The sequence below is a fragment of the Denitromonas ohlonensis genome (genome assembly GCF_007625205.1).
Lineage (GTDB): Bacteria > Pseudomonadota > Gammaproteobacteria > Burkholderiales > Rhodocyclaceae > Nitrogeniibacter > Nitrogeniibacter ohlonensis.
On record NZ_VMNI01000007.1, the window covers coordinates 1 to 22,697 of the forward strand.

Genomic DNA, 22,697 nt, shown 5'->3' on the forward strand with positions numbered 1-22,697 from the left:
CGGCAAGGACCAGTCGCTGGCCGACCTGCGCAGCGTGCAGGACTGGTATGTGCGCTACCAGCTGACCAAGGCCGGTGGGGTGGCCGAGGTGGCCAGCGTGGGCGGCTTCGTCAAGGAATACCAGGTCATCGTCGACCCGCATCGGCTGGCGAGCTACGGCATTGCGCTGGCGCGCGTCTCGCAGGTGATCCGCGAGTCGAATCGCGATGTCGGCGGCCGGGTGGTCGAACTGGCCGAGAAGGAATTCATGGTGCGCGGCCTGGGCTATCTGAAGGGCGTCGAGGACATCGAAACCCTGGTGCTCAAGGCCGAGGGCGGCACGCCGGTGCTGGTGCGCGATGTGGCGCGGGTCGAACTCGTGCCCGCCGGGCGGCGCGGCATCACCGAGCTGAACGGCGAGGGCGAGGTGGCGTCGGGCATCGTCATGGCGCGCTTCGGCCAGAACGCGCTCGATGTGATCGCCAACGTCAAGGCCAAGATCGAGGAACTCAAACCCGGCCTGCCCGAAGGCACCGAGATCGTGCCGGTGTACGACCGCGCGCCGCTGATCGAGCGCGCCATCGCCAACCTGAAATGGACGCTATTCGAAGAGAGCCTGATCGTCGCCGCGGTGTGCGTGATCTTCCTCATGCATGTGAGGAGCGCACTGGTGGCTATCCTCACGCTGCCGATCGGCATCCTGATCGCCTTCATCGCCATGCGCTCCATGGACATGGGCAGCAACATCATGAGCCTGGGCGGCATCGCCATCGCCATCGGTGCCATGGTCGATGCGGCCATCGTGATGATCGAGAACGCCCACAAGCACCTGGAGCGCTTGCCCGACGAAGCTACCCAGCGCGCGCGCGGCGAGGCGATGATCCGCGCCTGCAAGGAGGTCGGCCCGGCGCTGTTCTTCTCGCTGCTGATCATCACCGTGTCCTTCCTGCCGGTGTTCACGCTGGAGGGGCAGGAGGGGCGGCTGTTCAGCCCGCTGGCCTTCACCAAGACCTTTGCCATGGCCGGCGCAGCCTTGCTGTCGGTCACGCTGGTGCCGGTGCTGATGCTGTTCTTCATTCGCGGGCGGATCATGCCCGAGCAGAAGAACCCGGTGAATCGCTTCCTGATCTGGGCCTACCGGCCGATCATCCAGTGGGTGATGCGCTTCAAATGGAGCACGCTGGTGCTGGCGCTGCTGGCCATGGCGGCGACCATCTACCCGGCCCGCCAGATCGGCTCCGAGTTCATGCCCACGCTCAACGAAGGCGCCATCTTTTACATGCCGGCCTCGCTGCCGGGCATGTCGGTGACCGAGGCGGCGCGCCTGCTGCAGACGACCAACCGGGTGATCAAGACTTTTCCCGAAGTCGAATCTGTTTATGGCAAAGCCGGCCGCGCCAACAGTGCGACCGACCCCGCACCGATGGAGATGTTCGAGACCGTCATCAACCTCAAGCCCGAGGCCGACTGGCGGCGCGGCATGACGGTGGACACACTCATCGCCGAGATGGACGCGGCGCTCGAGTTCCCCGGCGTGGCCAACTCCTGGACCATGCCGATCAAGGCGCGCATCGACATGTTGTCGACCGGCATCCGCACGCCGGTGGGCGTCAAGGTGTTCGGCAAGGATCTGGCCGAGATCGAAAAGCTGGCGCGCCAGATCGAGCAGGCCGTCAAGGCGGTGCCGGGCACCACCAGCGCCTACGCCGAGCGCGTGACCGGCGGCTACTACCTCGACATCACCCCGCGCCGCGAGCAGCTGGCACGCTACGGCATTACGGTGGGCGACTTTCAGCAGGTGGTGGCAACCGCCCTGGGCGGTGTGCCGGTGAGCACCGCGGTCGAAGGCCTGGAACGCTACAACATCTCGGTGCGCTACCCGCGCGCGCTGCGCGATGATCCGCAGCGCATCGCCAACGAGGTGTTCGTGCCGAGCACGAACGGCATGATCCCCCTCGGCCAGCTCGCCGACGTCACGCTGCGCAACGGCCCGCCGGGCATCAAGACCGAGAACGCCTTGCTGGCCGCCTACGTCTTCGTGGATATCCGCGACCGCGACGTGGGCTCGTATGTGAAAGAAGCGCAGCAGGCGGTGGCCGACGCGGTCAGCTTCCCGCCGGGCTACTACGCCACCTGGTCGGGCCAGTTCGAATACATGGAGCGTGCCAAGTCCAAGCTGGCGGTGGTGGTGCCGCTGACGCTGGCGATCATCTTTGTGTTGCTGTATCTGAACTTCCGCCGACTCACCGAGACGCTCATCGTCATGCTCTCCGTGCCTTTTGCGCTGGTCGGTGGCATCTGGTTGATGTGGTGGCTGGGCTACAACATGAGCGTGGCGGTGGCAGTGGGCTTTATCGCGCTGGCCGGTGTGGCGGCCGAAACCGGTGTGGTGATGCTGATCTACCTCGACCAGGCTTGGCAGGCCGTGCGTGCCGAGCGGGCAGCCGAGGGGCGCGAACCGACGGTGGCCGATCTTTATCACGCGATCATGGAAGGCGCGGTCGAGCGCGTGCGCCCGAAAATGATGACCGTGGTGGCCATCATGGCCGGCCTGCTGCCGATCATGTGGAGCACCGGCACCGGCTCGGAGGTGATGAGCCGCATCGCCGCGCCGATGGTGGGCGGCATGATCTCCTCGACGGTGCTCACCCTCGGCGTGATCCCCGCACTGTATGCGCTGGTTAAGCAATGGCGACTCAAGCGCGGACTGGAGGCCAGCAAGACCGTGCTTGCACCGCAGGCCGTACTGGAACCCTCAAGCTGACAGAAATGTCATCTTGATGTCAGGCAAGTGTCGGTGGCCTGAGCGCATGCTGAATGCCGACGATCTGCACGAAGGAGAAACATCATGAAGTCTGCTCAAGTGATTGCTCTGTCTTTGGGTCTGATGTTGTCGGCACCGGTGATGGCCCATGGTGGTCCCTATATGGGGGGGGCGTTGGCGGCCGTTGATCCGGCGCAGGCCGTCGAAAAACTCAAGGAAAACGCCACCCGGCTGCAGGCCCAGGTAGCTCGCATTGCCGAGGCCGCGAACGACGAGGCCCGAGGCAAGGCCGTCGCTGAGTACATGCACAGTCTGGGCGAAGGCATGGTCCTGGCCCGGGCACTGGATCCGCACGGCGTCAACTGCCCGATGGGCTGGGGTGGCATGGGCATGATGGGACCAGGAATGATGGGACCAGGAATGATGGGCTACGGGGCCGCCAGCGGAGACGACCCGGCGGTGCGTTTGCAGGCCATCGAGGCCCGTCTGCAGATGATGATGCAGCACATGATGGGCGGCCAGCCGGTGCCGCCCGCGAAGTAACGATGGTGAGGCGCCTGCTCTGGCGATGCTACGGGGTGCTGCGTAGCTGGATGCACCATAACGCATCGGCATATGCCCGCGCCAGGCCGCGTCCTTGCTGCGCAGCCCCGCTGCCGGGCGCCGGCCGTCGGTCGTTTGATTCTGGAAGGACACACTAATGACGATATCGCGCGCCCTCGCGCTGATCGCCACCGTCGTGCTGGCGAGTGGCGCCTGGTCTCAAGGCATGCCGATTCCAAAGCCGTCTCCGGGCTTGATGCCAAACCCGACCCTGGGCAAGGCGCTATTCGAAAAGAACTGCGCGTCCTGTCATGGTGAGCGGCTCGACGGCAGCGACAAGGGGCCGCCGCTGGTACATCGGATCTACGAGCCGTCGCATCATGGCGATATCGCATTCCAGCTGGCGGCAAAGAACGGGACGCGCGCGCACCATTGGCAGTTCGGCGACATGCCACCCGTGCCGGGCGTGACGCCGGACGATGTGGCGCATATCACCGCCTACGTGCGGATGCACCAGCGCCGCGCCGGCATCCGCTGAGTCGCTTCGCGTTGAAACGGCTCAGAGGAAGCGGTCGAGCAGTTTGCGTGAGTGTGCGTCGAGCGCCGGGAGGTGGCGGATCAGGTACTGGATGCCATGTTCGTCGGCGATCATCAGCATCTCATCGGGTAGGCGGCGAATGTTCTCTTCGCCGCGCAGCACGAACCGGGTGGGACCGCGGTCAGTGTCGACGTCCCAGGTGCTGGGCGTGGCAAAACTCGACACCGATTTGAGCCGCTTGAGGACGGGCATGAAGTCCCGTGCCGCCAAGGTCTCGTCGATCAGCTGGCGGGTGGCCGGGTCGGTCTGGTTCAGATGGGTGATCCAGGCCAGTTCGTGACCCTCGGCGCTGAGCACCGAAATGCCTTCGTCGGGCGCGGCGATGGGGAAGGCGCGCACGACCTGAACATGGTCGTGGCGCTCGCCGGCGGCGTCGGTCAGGCTCAAATGCCCGAAGGCGTCGCGTGTCAGGGTGAAATCCATGGCGGGTGTCGTCATGTGCGTGCTCACTTGAGCGCCGGCTCGGCGGCGATGCCGGCGGTGTGGGCGCTTGGCATGGCGGGCGTGATGGTCGGCGTCAGTACTTCGCCTTCGACCTGGCGCTGTTGTGCTTCATACAGGCGCCAGTAGAATCCGCCGCGCTCGATCAGGGTGTCGTGATCGCCTTCTTCGACGATCCGGCCGCGGTCCATGACCACCAGGCGATTGGCCTTGCGCAGGGTGGACAGGCGGTGGGCGATGGCGATGGTGGTGCGGCCGCGCACGAGGTTGTCGAGCGCCTTCTGGATTTCCTTCTCTGTCTCGGTATCCACCGAACTGGTGGCTTCGTCGAGGATCAGGATCTTCGGGTCGATGAGCAGTGCGCGGGCAATCGAGATGCGCTGGCGCTCGCCGCCGGACAGGCCCTGGCCGCGCTCGCCGACCAGCGAGTCGTAGCCCTGCGGCAGGCGCAGGATGAATTCATGGGCATGGGCGGCGCGGGCAGCGGCAACGATTTCGTCGCGGCTGGCATCGGGACGGCCATAGGCGATGTTCTCGGCGATGGTGCCGAAGAACAGGAAGGGCTCTTGCAGCACCAGGCCGATGTGCTGGCGGTATTCGGCCACCGGCACCGAGCGCACATCGGTGCCGTCGATGCGGATGGCGCCTTCGCTCACGTCGTAGAAGCGGCACATCAGGTTCACCAGCGTGCTCTTGCCCGAGCCGCTGTGGCCGACCAGGCCGACCATCTCGCCGGGCTGGATGACCAGATCGACATCGCGCAGCACGGCGCGGTTGCCGTAGCGGAAGCCGACATTGGCCAGGGTGATCTGCCCTTGCACGCCTTTGAGGTGCACCGGGTTGGTCGGCTCGGGGACGCTGGAGGCGTGGTCGAGAATGTCGAACACGCGCTTGGCGCCGGCGGCGGCTTTCTGGGTAACCGAGACGATCCGGCTCATGGAGTCGAGGCGGCCGTAGAAGCGTCCGATGTAGGCCAGGAAGGCGGTCAGCACGCCAACGGTGATGTCGTTGTTGGCCACTTGCCAGATACCGAAGGCCCACACCACGAGCAGACCGACTTCGGTGAGCAGCGCCACGGTCGGCGAGAACACCGACCACACGCGGTTGAGCTTGTCATTGGCTTCGAGGTTGACGCGGTTGGCTTCGCGGAAGCGCTGCGACTCGCGTTTTTCTTGTGCAAAGGCTTTGACCACGCGAATGCCGGGAATGGTGTCGGCCAGCACGCTGGTGATCTCGCCCCACACGCGGCCGGTCTTGTCGAAGCCGGTGCGCAGGCGGTCGCGCACGAGATGGATCAGCCAGGCAATGAAGGGCAGGGGCACCAGGGTGACCAGCGCCAACCATGGGTTGATCGAGGCGAGGATGATAGCGGTCATGATGATCATCAGCACGTCGGTGGCAAAGTCGAGCGCATGCAGCGAGAGGAACACGCAGATGCGGTCGGTCTCGGAGCTGATGCGCGCCATCAGGTCGCCGGTGCGCTTGTTGCCGAAGTATTCGAGCGATTGGCGCAGCAGGTGGTCGTAGGTGGTGGTGCGCAGGTCGGCACCGATGCGTTCCGAGAACAGCGCCAGGATGTAGGTGCGGGCCCATCCCAGACCCCAGGCCACCACCGCCGATCCGAGCAGCCCGCCGAGATAGAGCACGACCAGCGAGGTGTCGATCTGCTGACCGTTCTGATACGGAATCAGCACGTTGTCCATCAGTGGCATGGTCAGGTAAGGCGGCACCAGCGTGGCACCGGTGGCGGCCAGCGTGAGCAAAAAGCCGAGGAGCAACTGGCCTTTGTAGGGGCGGGCGAAGCGCCACAGACGAAACAGCGTCCAGGTTGAGGGCGGCTGGTCGATGCTGCCCGAGCAGGCTGGGCAGTCGTCTTCGTCGGGCGGCAGCGGGGCCTGGCATTGGGCGCACAGCACCGCCGGCACGGGCCCGGCCTCGCGGCCCTCGCGCAGGGCGTCGAGGACTTGGTCAAAGCGACGGCTGAAGCGCAGCGCGGCGGGATTCTGGGTGAGCGTGAAGCGCCAGATGGCCCGTCGGGCGGTGTCGTCCTGAAGCGTGAGGCTGCCGACACCGGCGTGGTCATGGGCATGCAATTCAAACGTGGCGTCCAGCGGCCAGGCGGCAATCTGGCCGTCGGTGGCACAGGCGATCAATTGTCGGCCGGTGAGCACCAGCACCGAATCGCTGAAGCGCAGCGTGTCGTCGAGGTCGAGCGTCAGCCAGGCTTCGATGCTTTCATCGGGCGCAAGAGCGCTTTGCAGATAGGTGTGCCACGGATCGGGCAGGAGCGGTGTCGAGGCGGTGTCGGCGGTGGCCATGGTGTTGGTCAACATGCAACGAGTGGCAGTGTGCAGCACTTGTGCTGCAGCGCGGGGCAGCGAACTATACGCCCTTGCTACAGCAAGGATTGAGCACTTTCAATTACTCACAAAAGAATATGTCGGTGGTGCCGTAAAATCGAGCGCTGCAGTCGCTATGATACGCGCCGGCTGCGTTGTGTTGCCGTCTGGCGATACTTCCTCAAACCCCGACATGGCGGACGTTTCTCCGACGATGACTAATCGAACCCTGCAAGTACTCCGTGTGCGTTATCTCGACGGCCCGAACATCTGGACGTACCGTCCGGTGATCGAGGCCTGGGTGGACATTCATGATCTGGAAGACGCGCCGTCGAATCTGATTCCCGGTTTGTACGAACGTCTGACAGCGTGGCTGCCCGGCCTGATCGAGCATCGTTGCGGCATTGGCGAGCGGGGCGGCTTTCTTGAGCGCCTGCGAGAAGGCACCTGGGCGGCGCATATTCTTGAGCACGTGGTGATCGAGCTGCACGGCATGGCCGGGGTGCCCGAAGGTTTTGGCAAAGCGCGCATGACGCCCGAGCGCGGCATTTACAAGGTGGCGTTCCGTTCGCGAACCGAAGTCATTGGCCGGGCCTGCCTCGACGTGGGCCTGCAATTACTGCAGGCGGCCATTGACGACGCAGCTTTCGATGTGGCAGCGGCGGTCGCGGATTTGCGCACCCAGGTCGATAAGCGCGCACTGGGGCCGAGCACGGCGTGCATTGTCGATGCCGCCTATGAGCGACGCATCCCGACGGTGCGCTTGACCGGTGGCAACCTGATTCAGATGGGTTACGGCGTGTGCCAGCGACGCATCTGGACGGCCGAAACCGATCGCACCAGCGCGATCGCCGAAGGCATTGCCAGCGACAAGGATCTGACCAAGCGACTGATTTCGGCCTGTGGCATTCCCGTGCCTGCCGGCGAGATCGTCGACTCTCCGGCAGCCGCCTGGGCGGCGGCGGAAGACATCGGCTTGCCGGTGGTGGTCAAACCCACCGACGGTAACCATGGCCGTGGCGTCTCGATGGCGCTCGATTCGCGCGAGGCCATTGAAGCGGCCTGGGCAGTGGCTGACAGCGAAGGCAGCGGCGTGATGGTCGAGCAGTTCATCGCGGGCGTGGAGCACCGTTTGCTGGTGGTCGGCGATCGCGTGGTGGCGGCCTGCCGGGGCGAAGAGGTGTGTGTTGTCGGCGACGGCGTGAGCACGGTCGAGGCCTTGATCGACAGCCAACTCAATACCGACCCGCGTCGCGGCAGTGACGAAGCGTTTCCGCTGGATGTGATTTCGCTGGATATCTGCCCGACCGTCGTGCTTGAGCTCGAACGGCAGGGATTCAATTGTGCGTCCGTGCCCGCCGCAGGCGAGCGCGTGCTCATTCAGCGCAATGCCAATTTCTCGGCGGATGTCACCGCGCAGGTGCATCCTGACGTTGCCGCCGATGCGGTGCTGGCGGTCAAGGTGATTGGTCTGGATATTGCCGGGGTCGATCTGGTGTGTTCGTCCATCGACCAGCCCTTGCGTGCGCAGGGTGGCGCGGTGGTCGAAGTTAACGCGGGCCCCGGGTTGTTGATGCATTTGAAACCCGCCAGCGGTGAAGCACAGCCGGTGGGCGAGGCGATCGTGGCGCATCTTTTCCCTGAGGGCGACTCCGGTCGTGTGCCGGTAGTTGGTGTGAGCGGTGCCGAGGGGCGTGCGCAAATTGCGCATCTGGTGGCCTGGCTGCTGCAAAGCGATGGCCGTTACGTGGGCCTGGCCTGCGAAGATGGTCTGTGGATGGGTGGCCGTCTGGTGACCGATCGCAATGGCGCCAGCTGGGATTCGGGCCGTCGCGTGTTGATGAATCGCAACGTTGAAGCGGTGGTCATCGAGAATGGCCCGGTGGTCATTCTCGACGAAGGCATGCCGTATGACCGCTGCGCGGTGGGGGTGGTGACCACCGCCGGTGTGCCGTCGGCCCTGGCCGACTGGCATATCCAGGAAGACGCGCACTTGCGCAATGTGTGGCGCACCCAGGTTGACCTGGTGCTGCCGTCGGGCGCCGCGGTGCTCAACGCCGACGACACCATGGTGGCGGGGCTGGCCGAGCTGTGTGACGGTGCGGTGTGGTTCTACAGCACGCAGCGTGACTCGCCGGTCCTTGCGGCACATCTGGCTGCCGGCGGAGCGGGTGTGTGGCTGGCCGACGACGCCATTGTGGTCGGTCGCGCCGCTGATCACAAAGTCATCGGTCAGCGCTCAGCGCCGGGCATCGCCGTGCTGGACCCGCGCTGGGCCATTGCCGGCGTCGCGGCGGCACTGGCGGCCGGTCTGGCCGACGATCTGGTGCATGCCGCCCTGGATACCTATCGTGCGCCCGAGCGCGCCTGAGCACGCGTCAATAAAGGATTTGCCTCATGGAAATAAATCGTCTGCGTGCCCTGCGCGGCCCGAACCTGTGGAGCCGCCTGACCAGCTTTGAAGCGCTGGTGCAGTGCGCTGATACCGAATTGTCGCTGGGCGATCTGCCCGGTTTTGAAGCGCGTTTGCGCGAGCGCTTCCCCACCATCGGTGCAATGCGGCCGGTGGGGCATCTGGGTGACATCTCGCTGGCGCATGTGCTCGGTTTTGCCGCGCTTGGCCTGCAAGCCGAAGCGGGCTGCCCGGTGTCGTTCGTGCGCTGCAATGCGACGGTCGAACGTGGCGTGTTTCAGGTCGTGGTCGAGTACACCGAAGAAGCCGTGGGTCGGCTGGCCTTCGAGTTTGCCGAGCAACTCGTGGCCGCCGCGCTGGCCGATGCGGCTTTTGATCTGGATGCCGCCGTGGCCCAACTGCATGCGCTGGACGAGGACATCCGCCTCGGACCCAGCACCGGCTCGATCGTGCACACCGCGGTGGCGCGAGGCATTCCGTTCCGTCGCCTGACCGATGGTTCGCTGGTGCAGTTTGGCTGGGGCAGCAAGCAGCGACGGATTCAGGCCGCCGAGGTCGATTCGACCTCGGCCATTGCCGAGTCGATCGCGCAGGACAAGGAACTCACCAAGCAGTTGCTGCGCGCCGCCGGCGCGCCGACGCCGGATGGCCGTCCGGTCAAGGATGCCGATGATGCCTGGGCCGCCATGTGCGAAATTGGTGGTGCCGTGGTGGTCAAGCCGCAGGACGGCAACCAGGGCAAGGGCGTGACCGTGAACATCCTGACGCGCGATCACCTGAACGTGGCCTACCACGCGGCACGCGATTACAGCGACGCGGTGATGGTGGAGCGCTTCAGCCCCGGTCATGACTTCCGCCTGCTGGTGGTGGGCAACACGCTGGTGGCCGCCGCGCGACGCGATCCGCCGCATGTGATTGGCGACGGGGTGCATACCGTGCGCGAGCTGGTCGACATCGTGAATGCCGATCCGCGTCGGGGCGAGGGCCATGCCACCTCGCTCACTAAGATTCGCTTCGATGAAATCGCGATCGCCCGGCTGCAACTCCAGGGCTACACGCCGGATGCCGTCCCGCCGCGCGGTGCGCGGGTGGTTTTGCGCAACAACGCCAACCTGTCCACCGGCGGCACGGCCACCGATGTGACCGATGATGTGCACCCCGAGGTGGCTGCGCGCGGGATTGAAGCGGCGCAGATGATCGGGCTGGATATTTGCGGCGTGGATGTGGTGTGCGAGACCGTCGGCCGGCCGCTCGAAGAGCAGGGTGGCAGCATTGTTGAAGTCAACGCTGCGCCCGGTCTGCGCATGCACTTGTCACCGAGCTTCGGCAAGGGACGGGACGTGGGCCAGGCGGTGGTCGACATGCTCTACGCCAACGGCGACAACGGACGTATTCCGGTGATCGCGGTGACCGGCACCAACGGCAAGACCACCACGGTGCGCCTGATGGCCCACCTGCTCACGCTGGCCGGTTATCGCACCGGCTTTACCGGCACCGAAGGCGTGCACGTCAATGGCCGTTGCACTGACACCGGCGATTGCAGCGGGCCGAAGAGTGCGCGCAATGTGCTGAGCCATCCCGAAGTGGATGCCGCGGTGCTCGAATGCGCGCGCGGTGGCATGCTGCGCGAGGGCCTGGGTTTCGACATGTGCGATGTGGCGATTGTGACCAACATTGGTGTGGGCGATCACCTGGGTCTGAATTACATCAACTCGGTCGAGGAGTTGTCGGTCCTCAAGCGGGTGATTGTCCAGAACGTGGCGCCCACGGGCACCGCGGTGCTCAATGCCTGCGATCCGCATACCGTGGCGATGGCGCCGTTCAGCCCCGGCAAGGTGGTGTTTTTTGCCAGTCAGGCGGATGCGCCGGCGGCCGCCTTGCATCGGGCACAAGGGCATCGCGTCGTGGTGCGCGAGGGCGACGATCTGTGCGCCGTGGAAGGCGAGGTGGTGCATCGGCTGTCCCTGGCGCGCGTGCCGCTCACCCTGGCCGGGGCGATTCCGTTCCAGGTCGAGAATGTGATGGCGGTGATGGCCGCGGCGTGGTCGCTGGGTGTTGACTGGGCGGTGATCGATCGCGCGCTCGAAACCTTCGAGAGCACGGCGGCATCCGCCCCGGGGCGTTTCAACGTGTTCCGCTATCGCGGCGCGACGGTGATTGCCGACTATGGCCACAACCCCGACGCCATTGCGGCGCTGGTGCGTGCGGTCGAGGCGATGCCGGGCAAGCGGCGCAGCGTGGTGATCAGCGGGGCGGGCGACCGTCGCGATGACGACATCAGCGCGCAGACCCGCATGCTGGGCGATGCCTTTGATGATGTGATTCTTTACGAAGACGCCTGCCAGCGCGGTCGCGCCGATGGCGAGGTGCTGCGCTTGCTGCGCGAGGGTCTGGCCTCGGCAACGCGGACCTCGCGGGTCGATGAAATCTATGGCGAGTTTCTGGCCATTGACGCGGCGCTTGAGCGACTTGAGGCCGACGATCTGTGCCTGATCCTGATCGACCAGGTGGACGCTGCGCTGGCGCATATCGGGCAACGGGTGGCGGCTGGCTGAGCGCGCTGCCGGGCGGGGCGCGACAGCTTTGTTGCGCGCCGCCCTCAGAGAATCGGATCGGAGGTCTGGGCCGCGGCGGCTTGCCAGCGCGCCAGCCAGATCTCGGCCGGCTCGGGCTTGCCAAACATGTAGCCTTGCAATACGTCGCAGCGGTGGGTGGCCAGAAAGTGGCGCTGTCCCTCGGTTTCGACCCCTTCGGCAACAACCTTGAGCCCCATGCTGTGCGCCAGTGCCAGTGTGGCGGCGCTGATCGCGGCGTCGTTGGGGTCGGTCTCGATGTCGCGCACAAAACTGCGGTCGAGCTTGAGCGTCTGGATCGGCAGGCGTTTGAGATAGGCCAGCGAAGAGTACCCCGTACCAAAGTCATCAATCGCGAGCAACACCCCCGACTCGCGCAGACCGTGAAGCTGGGCAATGGCATGCTCCGGGTTGGCCATGGCCGTTGTTTCGGTGATTTCGAGTTCCAGGTCGCCCCGGTCAAGCCGGTGCCGTTTCAGGGTGGCTTGCACCTGCGCGATCAGGTTCGGCGAGCGTAGCTGGCAGGCCGACAGGTTGACCGCCATGCGGCTGACACGCATGCCGGCTTGCCGCCATTCGGCGAGTTGCCGACAGGCTTCGTCCAGCACCCAGGCACCGATCGCTTCGATCATGCCGGTTTCTTCGGCAATCGGAATGAAACGCATCGGCGGCACCAGGCCCCGGGTGGGGTGCTGCCAGCGAATCAGGGCTTCGACCGCGCACAGTTGTTGGCTTTGAGTTTCGACCTGGGGCTGGTAGTGCAGCACGAATTGCTGCTCGTCCAGCGCGGTGCGCAGTTCGGTCTCGAGCGTCATGCGTTCGGCGGCGGCGGCGTTCATGGCCGCGGTGAAGAACTGGACGTTGTTCCGGCCTTGCTCCTTGGCGTGATACATGGCCGTGTCGGCGTTCTTCATCAGGCTGTCGGTGTCGCGGCCGTCCTCCGGAAAGACCGCAACACCGATGCTGGGGCTCGAATGCAGTGGTGTGTTTTCGAGCACATACGGGCGGGCGAGTGATTCGCGAATATCGCGGGCGACCGTGAGCGCGTCCACCGGTGCGCCGAGCGATGTGGTCACCACAACAAACTCGTCGCCGCCCAGACGCGCCACGATGTCACTTTCGCGCACGCAGTTACGCAGCCGGTTGGCGACTTCCTGCAGCAGCTTGTCGCCCACATGGTGGCCGAGGGTGTCGTTGATCAGCTTGAAGCGATCCATGTCGATGAACATCACCGCCAGATGGCGTCCGTCGCGACGCGTGGCGTGGATGGCTTGCTTGAGGCGGTGTTCCAGACTGTAGCGGTTGATCAGGCCGGTCAGATCATCGTGGTGGGCGAGGTACGCGATGCGTTCTTCGGCGGCCTTGCGGTCGCTGATGTCGGTAAAGCTGGCCATGTAGTGGGCGATTTCTCCCGCGTCGTTGCGGATGACGGAGATGGCCGCCCATTTGGGATAGGTGCTGCCGTCTTTGCGCCGGTCGACCAGTTCGCCCTGCCAGAACCCGCTGTCTTGCAAGGCGAGCCACATGTCGCGGTAGATCTCTGGCGGGGTGGTGCCAGAGGCGAGGATTTTGGGGTTCTTGCCGAGCACGTCGTCCTGTGAATAGCCGGTGAGCTCGGTAAATGCAGGATTCACCGCAACGATGTTGTTGTGAATGTCAGAGATGACAATCGCCTCGCCGCTGCGTTCGAAAATGTTGGCGTACAGGCGCAGGCTGTGTTCGGCGCGTTTGCGTTCGGAAATGTCGTGGATGAGCGCGACGCGCTCGGTGCGTGTGGCGGTTTGCATGCGCTCGGTCCACATGACGCAATCCAGGGTGCGTCCATCGTGTGTGCGGTGTTGGTACTCGCCCGACATGCGGCCAGAGGGCGTGCGCTCGATTGCCTTGATCAGCCGCGGTACGTCGCGCACCGAATGCAGGTCGAGCAGCGTCATGGAGAGGAATTCGGCCCGGCTGAAGCCATAGTGGGCAACGGCTGCATCATTGACGTCGAGAAAATGCAGGCTGTTTTCGTCGAACAAACACATGGGTTGCGGACTGTTGGCAAAGAGCAGGCGGTAGCGCTTCTCGCTTTGTCGCACCGCTTCTTCAACATGGCGCCGTTCGGTGATGTCCCGCACAAACCCGAACAGACGGCCGCCCGCAATCGGCCAGTGGCTGACGGTGATTTCCACCGGAATCTTTTTGCCGGACTTGTGTTGGTACTCGGTCACGATCAGTCCGCCACCGCCGGCCACGATTTCGCGTATCTGGGCGAGAAGTTCTTGAGCACTTTTTCCGGTGTCGAGGTTGCTCAGGCGTAGCGTGAGCAGTTCGGCGCGCGCGTAGCCGAGCAGGCGTTCGCAGGCGCGGTTGACGTCGACAATCTTGCCGTCCATGTCGAGCGCCCAGAAGGCGTCGGCAGAGGTGGCGGTGACGGCGCGGAATTCTGCTTCGCGCTGGGCGATGTTCACCTGCATGGCCGTAAAGGCTTCACCGAGGCCGCTCAGTTCGCTGCCGCTCAAGTCAGGCAGCGGCGTGTCGTAGCGCCCGTGCGCCATCGCTTCGCCGACATGGGCCAGTTGCGCGAGCGGCACAAAGGTGCGTCGGATCATCCACACCAGCAACCCGGCGACGAGCAAGGAGCCGACGCCGACACCGATGACGGCCTTGCCTTGCGACCGGGCCAAGCCTTCGGTGATCACGCTTTCCGGGAGCGCGTAGATGAGTGTGAGTGAGGGTTGCGCGGGGCCAATGCGGATCGTGCTGCCGATGGCCAGCATCGAACCGACCGGTGTGTCGATGAGCGAGGCTTTGGCGCGGGTCACCTCGTGGGGCGTGACGCCGAGACCCGGGAACTGCTGCATCCAGGTGTCGCGAGACGCACTGGTGGGCGCGCCGATGGCTGGGGCGCCCGGCGGGTACAGGTAGTGTCCATCGCTGTCGGCAAGATAGGCGTCAACACGGTCGGGCAGGTTGTTGAGTACGGCTTCGGCGAGCTGGGCGAAGGCGACGTCGACGACCAAAATGCCAAAGACGTCTCCGCTCGGGGTGATGACGGTCGTCGCCGCTTGCAGAAAACGGGGTGTCAGTGTGTCGTTTGCGGTGCCGATGTCATCGAGACTGATCCGGGAGAGCAATACCTCGCCCGGTGTGAGCATTGCCGCGCTTTTCAGGAAGCGCGTATCGGTGTTGTACCGGCGTTCTTCGGCCGGCAGGATCACGATGGCGCCGCCACGGCGCTCAACGCGAACCAGCTCTTGAAAATTACCGCCAATCGATAGCAGGCGGACTGTTAGATAGTTGGGGTTACTTTCTGCATAGCGCGACATGACCTGCTCGAGGCGTTGGCGCCAGTCAGTCAGGCTGCCGCCAGTGACGGGATCCCGCCCCTTGTTGTCGAGCGCCCGGGCGATGCCGGAAATCGGCGGCAGTCCGGCCAGGAATGCGACGCTGCTGCGAATGTCGGCGATATTGCCGCGGAGCGCTTCGCCGTTGTACTCAAGCGTTTTGCTCAACGCGGTGTGGTGGCTGCTCATGAGCCGCGCGTGTTGGTCGCTGGCAATGAGTTGCACCAGCCCGAGTGCCGCCAGCATGATCAGGGTGACCGCGCCGAAGGCAATCCGCGCACTGAGCGGAATCGAACGAAATGGAAGCGACCGACGCAGGGTGTCCAGAAGGCGTCCTCGGTAAGTGCGTTGTGGCTCGGGTGTGCTGAGGCGTGAAAAAAGGCTTGGACCTTTGGTGTATGAACGGTAGTCAAGGCGCCGGGCTTTAGCGTGGTGGGGTGAGGACGGTCGGTCGGTGAAACCTGTGCGGACGATTACCCCGGCGTCCGGTGTCCTTCCCCGCGTTTGGCCGTGTCAAAGCGGCCAGTTGACGACCACAAGGAGTTGGCGGCCGTCTTGAAGGAGCCGGCTTTGCCGGTGATCCAGCGAGGCGGGTTCGGCATAGCGTTTATCGAGCAGATTGCTCGCCAGCACGCTCAGGCTGGCGCCACCGGGCAGATGGCGGCTGGTGAGGTTGAGGTTGAGGAGGGTGCGTCCGCCCGTGTGGCCACCGTTGAGCGTGTCGCGCCGGCTCTCGTATTGCACTTCGATCCCCGACTGCAGCTTGGGTGTCCAGTGGCTCAGCCAGTTGGCTTTGATCATGTGACGGGGAACGTTGCTCAGCGATTGACCCGTGCCCTCGTCGCGGCTGTGTTGCCAGGTGTAGCTCAGCCGGAGGCGGTCGCCGTTGGTCCGCGCCAGCTCGCCCTCAAGCTCAAACCCCTGTGCGGTCGCGGGCGACTGGTTCTGGAAGCTCACGGTGTTGTTGCTCGGGTCGGTCTGGCTGCCGATGAGGTCGGATATCCGGTAACGAAACGCCGAACCGGACAGGTGGAGGCCGTCGGCTTGATATTCATATACCGCTTCGACGGTGCGTATGGTCTCGGGCTTGAGATTCGGATTGGCGGTGTTGAGGCCGGCGATGGCGTAGTAGCGCTCGTAGGCCGTCGGGGCACGGCTGGCGCTGCCGTAGAGCAATTTGAGCGTGGTGGTGTCGCTGTATCGATGGATCAGGCCCAGGCGAGGATGCGCGGTGACATTGCCGGTCCATTGGCGATCCCAGCGCAGGCCGAGGTTGAGCTGCCAGCGTGGTGCGAAAGCGAATTCGTCTTCAATGAACAGGCCCCAGCGGCGGCCCTGGCGCTGATCGTTCAGATACGCGACGTAGGGGGCGACGTCGGCGTTGCCTTGGTCGATCTGAGCGTCATAGAAGAACTCACCCCAGGCGCGGAGCGTGTGCTGATCCGTGACGCGCTTGATCCACTGCCCTTCGAGGCCGAATCGCCGCCCCTGCGCGCTGTCTTCGGTCAGGGTCACCGGCGGGTAGTCGTAGGGGTAGTAGCCGACGTAGTCATACTGGTTGTAGGTGGCCTGAATGCTCGCGGTGCTGCCGTCCGAGAGCGTGAACTCACGCGCCGCCGACAGCATCAGGTAGTCATCTTCGGTGCGGCTGCGGCGGTCGTTGAACAACTGATCGAAGGCCCCGGTGGGGACGCTCTTGGTGCGCTGGCTGGCGATGAGCTGGAGTCGCCATTGATCGACCAGAAGCTTGGCGAGCAGGCGGTTGCGTTCTTCGCCGTCAAGGTTTTCGGCGCGTCCGAAGTTGGTTTGCGGGCTGTCGAATTCCGGATAGTCGTGAGTGGCGCCGCTTGAGCGCGTGCGACTGGCTGACAGCAGCAGGCGAGCATTGGCGTTCAGACTCTGATCCAGCGTGACCTGGCCGCCGGTGTGCCCTTCGCTGCCCGCTTCGAGGCGAATACTCTTGTTGCTGCCGGGGACGGGGTCTCGGGTCACCACATTGATGACGCCGAGCAGCGCGTTGTTGCCATAGGCAGCCGAACCCGGCCCGGGCAAGAATTCGACGCGTTTGATCAGGGACATGTCGACCGGGAAGGCACCACCGATCGAGCCCTGGCTATACACCGGGTCGGCCAGACGCATGCCGTCGACCAGGATCATGACCCGGGTGTTGTAGTCGCCGGGGCGTGCGAAACCGCGTGCGCCCAGGTAGTGGTAGTTGCGATCGTAAGTTGTGTACAGGCCGCGCATGCTCCGCAATACATCTGCCAGCGTGCGGTAGCCGTAGGCTTCGATCTGTTGCGCGGTGATGATGGTGACGCGCGAGGGCGCGTGGATCCGTTGTTGCGGAAAGCGTCCTGAGTCAACGACGGTTTCGAGTTGTACGAGCGTGTCGATGTCGGCGTCGAACAAGGTGTCGCTGGAGGCGGGCGCCGCCAGTGCCGACAGACTGCCCAGCATCATGCTGATGCCAAGGGTTGACCGGCGGATGCGGCGCGGCGTGAGCAAGTGACGCATGGGCGACGAGCCTTTTGATCGGGTGCAGGCATAGCTTTCAGCTTGCCTGCGACGATGGCAGCGGGCGCGATCCGGCGCGCCGATGAAATATATCTTTAGTAATAGCGACACGTGTCACTGGAACTTGAGTGATCGAAACGGTGCGTGGGCTTGCTGCGTCAGCGGTAGACGGCGTTGATGCATCGGGTTGAGGCGCGCTCTCGAAAAGAAAAGGGGCGGTCCGTGAGGACCGCCCCTGTGACTAATGGCCTCGCTGATTAAGCGGCGGCTTTCGTCTCGCCTTTCACGAAGAAACTGGCGATGTAGACCAACAGACCGATCAGGAAGAACACGCCTGCAACTTCACGCATCCAGTAGAACAGGCTGATCTGGTCCTGAGCTGCCATGAACGCGATCGGCGTGTCGCTGAAGCGCTGCAGCCAGACTTGCACGATACCTGCGGCGGTCAGGAACAGCGTGATGAAGACCATCGAAACGGTCATCAGCCAGAAGCTCCACATTTCCATCACTTGCGCCTTGGCACTGTTGGCAGCACGGCCACGCAGGATCGGCATGGCGTAGCTGATGATGCACAGCACGACCATGGCGTAGGCGCCGTAGAAGGCCATGTGGCCGTGAGCCGCGGTGATTTGCGTGCCGTGGGTGTAGTAGTTCACCGGTGCCAGGGTGTGCAGGAAGCCCCACACGCCAGCGCCCAGGAAGGCCATCACGCCCGTACCGAGGGCCCACAGGGTGGCAGCCTTGTTCGGATGGTCGCGGCGACGGCGGTTCACCATGTTGAAGGCGAACACGGTCATGGCGAAGAAGGGGATCGGCTCCAGTGCGGAGAAGATCGAACCCCACCACTGCCAGTACTCAGGCGTACCAATCCAGAAGTAGTGGTGACCCGTACCGATGATGCCGCTGACCAGTGCCAGGGTGATGATGACGTACAGCCACTTCTCGATCACTTCGCGATCGACACCCGTCACCTTGATCAGCACGAAGGCCAGCAACGCACCGAGGATCAGTTCCCAAACGCCTTCGACCCAGAGGTGAACAACCCACCACCAGAAGAACTTGTCCAGCACGAGGTTGTGCGGGTTGTAGAAGGAGAACAGGAAGAAGATCGCCAGACCCCACAGACCCAGCAGCAGTACCAGGCCGATGGACGTCTTGCGGCCCTTGAGCATGGTCATGGAGAGGTTGAAGAGGAAGGCAAGGGCGACAACCACAATGCCAATCTTCGTGACGAGCGGCTGTTCAAGGAACTCCCGACCCATGGTGGCGAGGATGTCGTTGCCGGTCATCTTGGCTAGCGTGGCGTAGGGCACCGTGAGGTAACCGACGATGGTCAGCGCACCGGCGACCAGGAAGATCCAGAACATGGCGATGGCCAGTTTTGGCGAGTACAGCTCGGTCTCGGTTTCTTCCGGAATCATGAAGTACGCTGCGCCCATGAAGCCGAACAGCAGCCACACGATGAGCAGGTTGGTGTGCACCATCCGAGCAACGTTGAACGGAATTTCAGGGAACAGAAAATCACCGACCACATACTGCAGGCCCATGATCAGGCCGAACAGGATTTGCCCGGTAAATAGCGCGATGGCCGCAATGAAATACGGCTTCGCGACGGCCTGGGATTTGTATTGCATGTTAAATCTCCTCAGATTTCGTCAGATAGCCGGAATCAGCCTTCGATGTTTGGCGGCCAGTTGGCAGTGTTGATTTCGGAGCTGTACTTCAGGAACGCCACGAGATCATCCAACTCTTGGTCGGTGAAGCCGAAGTTCGGCATCTGGCGACGTCCGGGGGCCCCGGTGGGCATCGCTTGAATCCAGGCCTTGATGAACTCAGGGCCGCGGCGAGGGTACACATTGCCCAGCTCGGGTGCAAAGTAAGCACCTTCGCCCAGCAGCGAGTGACAGCCGATGCAGTTGTTGACTTCCCACAGTTTCTTGCCGTTGATCACTGATTCGGTCAAGTTGGCGCGGTTGTCGCGTTTTGGTAGTTCCTTCATTGTGTCGAAGGACAGCGCGAGAAACAGGAGGACGAAAAATACTGTTCCCCCGTAAAAGATGTTTCGCGCCATGGATTTGGTAAATGTACCGCTCATGGAGCCTCCCCATTGGATATCGCTGTACAGCACAGCTTGGGGCGCATGGTGCGCGTACGGCCGGCTCGCGGCATTGATACGAGTCAACTTGATGGGGGATAAGCCGCTCGTGAAATGCCCCCAAAACCCCTGTGGTTATGCGTGCTTTGCCGATATTGGCTATCCCCGGGAACTGGTTTTTCGGGCGGTCGGGAGCAGGGGGTGGCGCCTGAAATGCAAACGGCCCGCCAGGCGGGCCGTAGGGTCCAGCGTGCGCGTCTTAACTGGCGATGTCGCCCGAGATGTAGCTCGAGAGGTGCTGGATGGTTGCTTCGTGTTCGGCAATGACGGATTTGACTACGTCACCAATGGTGATGATGCCGCAAATCTTTCCGTGATCAACGACCGGCAGATGGCGGAAGCGGTTCTGCGTCATGATCGACATGACTTCATCTATGGTGTGCGAGGGCGTGATGGTGCACACGTTCGGCGTCATCAGGTCCTTGATCAGGGCGTCCTTGGACGACAGCCCCTTGAGGGCGACCTTGCGGGCATAGTCCCGCTCGGTGAAGATCCCGACCAGACTGCCTTCCTGAAGCACCAGCACGGCGCCAATGTCGCGTTCGGCCATCTGGGTCAGCGCTTCAAGGACGGTGGCATTCGGCGTGACGGCATGGGCATGGGCGCCCTTGATTTCAAGCACCTGCTTCACGGTTGTGGTCATCGTGTCTTATCCCTCTTGAAATTGGTCTGATGCACTCGGTGCGGCTGCTTTTTTTGGAAGTGCGTTGCGGCTTCCCCGGCACCTGAGACCGTAAGATTGTTACGAATCGGTCAAACGCGCAAGTGCTGGCAGACGCAAAAGCGCTTCAGGCGTGTTGCCCGGTGGTTTCAGCGCGCATTTCGGTGATGGCAAACACCACCTGTTCAGCGAGGCGTTCCGCTTCAAGCGGATCGTAATCCCTGTGATAGCGCATCTGGGTGCTGAGTCGGGTCATGACCATGTGGCGGTCCGGGGCGATGCCGTGGTTTTCGAGGCACTGCCGGGCGCAGGCCAGGTGGCAGCCGTCGAGCACCATGATCGGACGCCCTGAGCGGGCGATACGCAGCACGTGGCTGATGCCGGCAGCGATGCCCGTCACGCAGGCCATCTCGGCCAGACCCATTCGATCCAGCTTGACGGCCAGATAGTTGGTTATCTGAGCGGCATTTGAGCATCCCGAACAGGCGTAGACCAGCGGGCGCTCCGGATGGCTGACACGTAAGATCATGGGCGCGATTCCAGCAAAAAAACGGCGTCGAGAAGCCGACGCCTGAATCGTGCCTGAGTCTGACCCGGGAGGGGCTGACTCAGGTCAAACGTATGCGATTGGCGTTCAGATTTCCAGGTTGTCGATGAGTCGGGTGGTGCCCAGCCGCGCGGCGGCGAGCACGACCAGCGCGTCGCTGGGTTTCTGGGGTACTTGCAGATCGCTCTGACGGCGCACGGAGATGTAATCGGGCTGCCAGCGGTTGGCCGCCAGTTCGCTCATTGCAGCGCGCTCAAGCGTTTCAAAGTGCGTGCCGCCACCGCGGATCGCATCGCGAATGCGCGACAGGCAGTGGTAGATCCGGCTGGCTTCACTACGTTCGTCTGGCGACAGATAGCGATTGCGCGACGAGAGCGCAAGGCCGTCATCGGCACGCACGGTTTCGCCCGGCAGCACTTCGACCGGAATCGCCAGCTGGTTCACCATGTTCCGCAGCACCATGAGCTGTTGATAGTCTTTTTTGCCGAAGAGGGCGACGTCGGGCTGGACGATGTTGAGCAGTTTGAGCACCACTGTGGCCACGCCGCGAAAATGGCCCGGCCGGAAGCTGCCTTCCAGCGTGGCGACCTGCGCCGGATCGGGGTCTACGTGGTAGGTCTGGCGAGTGGGGTACATCACCGACTCGTCGGGCGTGAACAGGTGGGTCACGCCGGCCGCTTCGAGTTTTTCGCAATCGGCATCCAGCGTGCGCGGGTATTTGTCGAAGTCGTCCTTCGGGCCGAATTGCAGGCGATTGACGAAAATGCTCGCAATCACCTCATCGGCGTGTTCGCCCGCCTGGCGCATGAGGGTGATATGCCCTTCGTGAAGATTGCCCATGGTGGGCACGAGGGCGACCCGGCCGGCGGCACGGCGTGCGGCGCGCAGGCTTTCGACGGTGGTGTGAATCTGCATGCGGGTTCCTGGTTCCGGATCAGTAGCAGTGTTCGGGGGCAGGGAAGCGTGCGCTGCGTACGTCGTCGACATAGCGGGTGACCGCTGCGTCGATGCTGCTTGCGCCTTCCATGAAGTTCTTGGCGAAACGGGCCTTGTGGCCGGGGAATACGCCGATCAGATCGTGCAGGACCAGCACCTGACCGTCGCAATCGACGCCAGCGCCAATGCCGATGGTGGCCATGGAGTGCAGGCTGCGCGTGACGTCGGCGGCGACCGTGGCTGGCACCATTTCCATCACCATGAGCGCCGCGCCGGCCTGTTCGAGTGCCGTGGCGTCCGCCATCAAGCGTGCCGCGCCCTCGTCGGTGCGCCCCTGGACGCGATAGCCGCCCAACTGGTTCACCGATTGCGGGGTGAGGCCGATGTGGGCACACACCGGCACGCCGCGTTCGACCAGAAAGCGCACGGTGTCGGCCATGAATTCACCGCCTTCGAGCTTGACCATCTGAGCGCCCGCGGCCATCAGGCGTGCCGCGTTGCGCATGGCCTGTTCGCGGTTTTCGTGATAGCTGCCAAAAGGCATGTCGGAGACGATGAAGGGCCGCGTACAGCCGCGAACGACGCATTCGGTGTGATAGACCATGTGGTCCATGGTCACCGGCAGGGTCGATTTCTGGCCCTGCAGGACGTTGCCCAGCGAATCGCCGATCAGGATGATGTCGACGCCGCAGCGCTCGAGCAGCGCGGCAAAGCTTGCGTCATAGCCGGTGAGCATGACGATCTTCTCGCCGTCGGCGCGCATCTTGCCGAGCGTGGTCAGCGTGACGGGTTTCTGGTTCTGTAGATAGCTCATTGGAGGCCTTCCTCTGTCTCGGCGCGCAGTAAACCGCAAGCTGTTGCATCGCACAAGCGGTATTGCACAAATGTAACCGTATCGGGGGGCG

General features: G+C 63.6%; 15 protein-coding genes. 5 read left to right on the forward strand and 10 right to left on the reverse strand.

Going from position 1 to position 22,697, the window contains the following annotated elements:
• The 3 genes from FHP89_RS07235 to FHP89_RS07245 form a co-directional block, all read left to right on the forward strand.
• Positions 1 to 2,743 (forward strand): efflux RND transporter permease subunit (locus tag FHP89_RS07235; RefSeq protein WP_144224969.1); only part of this gene is annotated, 2,743 nt, incomplete at its 5' end.
• Between the two features lie 84 nt (positions 2,744 to 2,827).
• Positions 2,828 to 3,286: a hypothetical protein gene (locus FHP89_RS07240; RefSeq protein WP_144172450.1), complete on the forward strand. Its 459-nt coding sequence runs from the start codon at positions 2,828 to 2,830 to the stop codon at positions 3,284 to 3,286.
• A gap of 157 nt (positions 3,287 to 3,443) precedes the next feature.
• Complete coding sequence (locus tag FHP89_RS07245; protein WP_144172453.1) at positions 3,444 to 3,824, forward strand: c-type cytochrome; 381 nt, start codon at positions 3,444 to 3,446, stop codon at positions 3,822 to 3,824.
• Between the two features lie 21 nt (positions 3,825 to 3,845).
• On the opposite strand, the gene FHP89_RS07250 is transcribed toward FHP89_RS07245, so the two are convergent.
• Both FHP89_RS07250 and FHP89_RS07255 read right to left on the reverse strand, forming a co-directional pair.
• Positions 3,846 to 4,322, reverse strand: coding sequence for a cyanophycin metabolism-associated DUF1854 family protein (locus tag FHP89_RS07250; protein WP_186300165.1), 477 nt, complete (start codon positions 4,320 to 4,322; stop codon positions 3,846 to 3,848).
• 8 nt (positions 4,323 to 4,330) lie between these two features.
• The gene (locus FHP89_RS07255; protein WP_144172459.1) at positions 4,331 to 6,658 is read right to left on the reverse strand and encodes a cyanophycin metabolism-associated ABC transporter; all 2,328 of its coding nucleotides are present in this window, start codon (positions 6,656 to 6,658) and stop codon (positions 4,331 to 4,333) included.
• Between the two features lie 220 nt (positions 6,659 to 6,878).
• Between FHP89_RS07255 and FHP89_RS07260 the strand changes: the two genes are divergently transcribed.
• Complete coding sequence (locus FHP89_RS07260) at positions 6,879 to 9,035, forward strand: cyanophycin synthetase (protein WP_144172462.1); 2,157 nt, start codon at positions 6,879 to 6,881, stop codon at positions 9,033 to 9,035.
• A gap of 26 nt (positions 9,036 to 9,061) precedes the next feature.
• A complete protein-coding gene (gene cphA, locus FHP89_RS07265) occupies positions 9,062 to 11,632 on the forward strand; it encodes a cyanophycin synthetase (protein WP_144172465.1) in 2,571 nt (856 codons plus the stop codon).
• 44 nt (positions 11,633 to 11,676) lie between these two features.
• On the opposite strand, the gene FHP89_RS07270 is transcribed toward cphA, so the two are convergent.
• From FHP89_RS07270 to panB, 8 genes are all read right to left on the reverse strand, one after another.
• Positions 11,677 to 15,225, reverse strand: a complete 3,549-nt coding sequence (locus FHP89_RS07270) for a bifunctional diguanylate cyclase/phosphodiesterase (protein WP_144172468.1) — start codon at positions 15,223 to 15,225, stop codon at positions 11,677 to 11,679.
• 267 nt (positions 15,226 to 15,492) lie between these two features.
• Positions 15,493 to 17,493: a TonB-dependent receptor plug domain-containing protein gene (locus tag FHP89_RS07275; protein WP_144172471.1), complete on the reverse strand. Its 2,001-nt coding sequence runs from the start codon at positions 17,491 to 17,493 to the stop codon at positions 15,493 to 15,495.
• Positions 17,494 to 17,750: 257 nt separating this feature from the next.
• Positions 17,751 to 19,127: a cbb3-type cytochrome c oxidase subunit I gene (locus FHP89_RS07280; protein WP_144172476.1), complete on the reverse strand. Its 1,377-nt coding sequence runs from the start codon at positions 19,125 to 19,127 to the stop codon at positions 17,751 to 17,753.
• Positions 19,128 to 19,162: 35 nt separating this feature from the next.
• On the reverse strand, positions 19,163 to 19,588 hold the full coding sequence (locus FHP89_RS07285; RefSeq protein WP_144172479.1) for a c-type cytochrome: 426 nt from the start codon (positions 19,586 to 19,588) through the stop codon (positions 19,163 to 19,165).
• 259 nt (positions 19,589 to 19,847) lie between these two features.
• Positions 19,848 to 20,291, reverse strand: a complete 444-nt coding sequence (locus FHP89_RS07290; RefSeq protein ID WP_144172483.1) for a CBS domain-containing protein — start codon at positions 20,289 to 20,291, stop codon at positions 19,848 to 19,850.
• A 145-nt stretch (positions 20,292 to 20,436) separates the two neighbouring features.
• Positions 20,437 to 20,838, reverse strand: coding sequence for a putative zinc-binding protein (locus tag FHP89_RS07295; protein WP_144172486.1), 402 nt, complete (start codon positions 20,836 to 20,838; stop codon positions 20,437 to 20,439).
• Between the two features lie 105 nt (positions 20,839 to 20,943).
• Entirely contained in the window at positions 20,944 to 21,771 is an 828-nt protein-coding gene (gene panC / locus FHP89_RS07300; protein WP_144172489.1) for a pantoate--beta-alanine ligase, read from the reverse strand.
• A gap of 19 nt (positions 21,772 to 21,790) precedes the next feature.
• Complete coding sequence (gene panB, locus FHP89_RS07305) at positions 21,791 to 22,606, reverse strand: 3-methyl-2-oxobutanoate hydroxymethyltransferase (RefSeq protein WP_144172492.1); 816 nt, start codon at positions 22,604 to 22,606, stop codon at positions 21,791 to 21,793.
• Between the last annotated feature and the right edge of the window lie 91 nt (positions 22,607 to 22,697).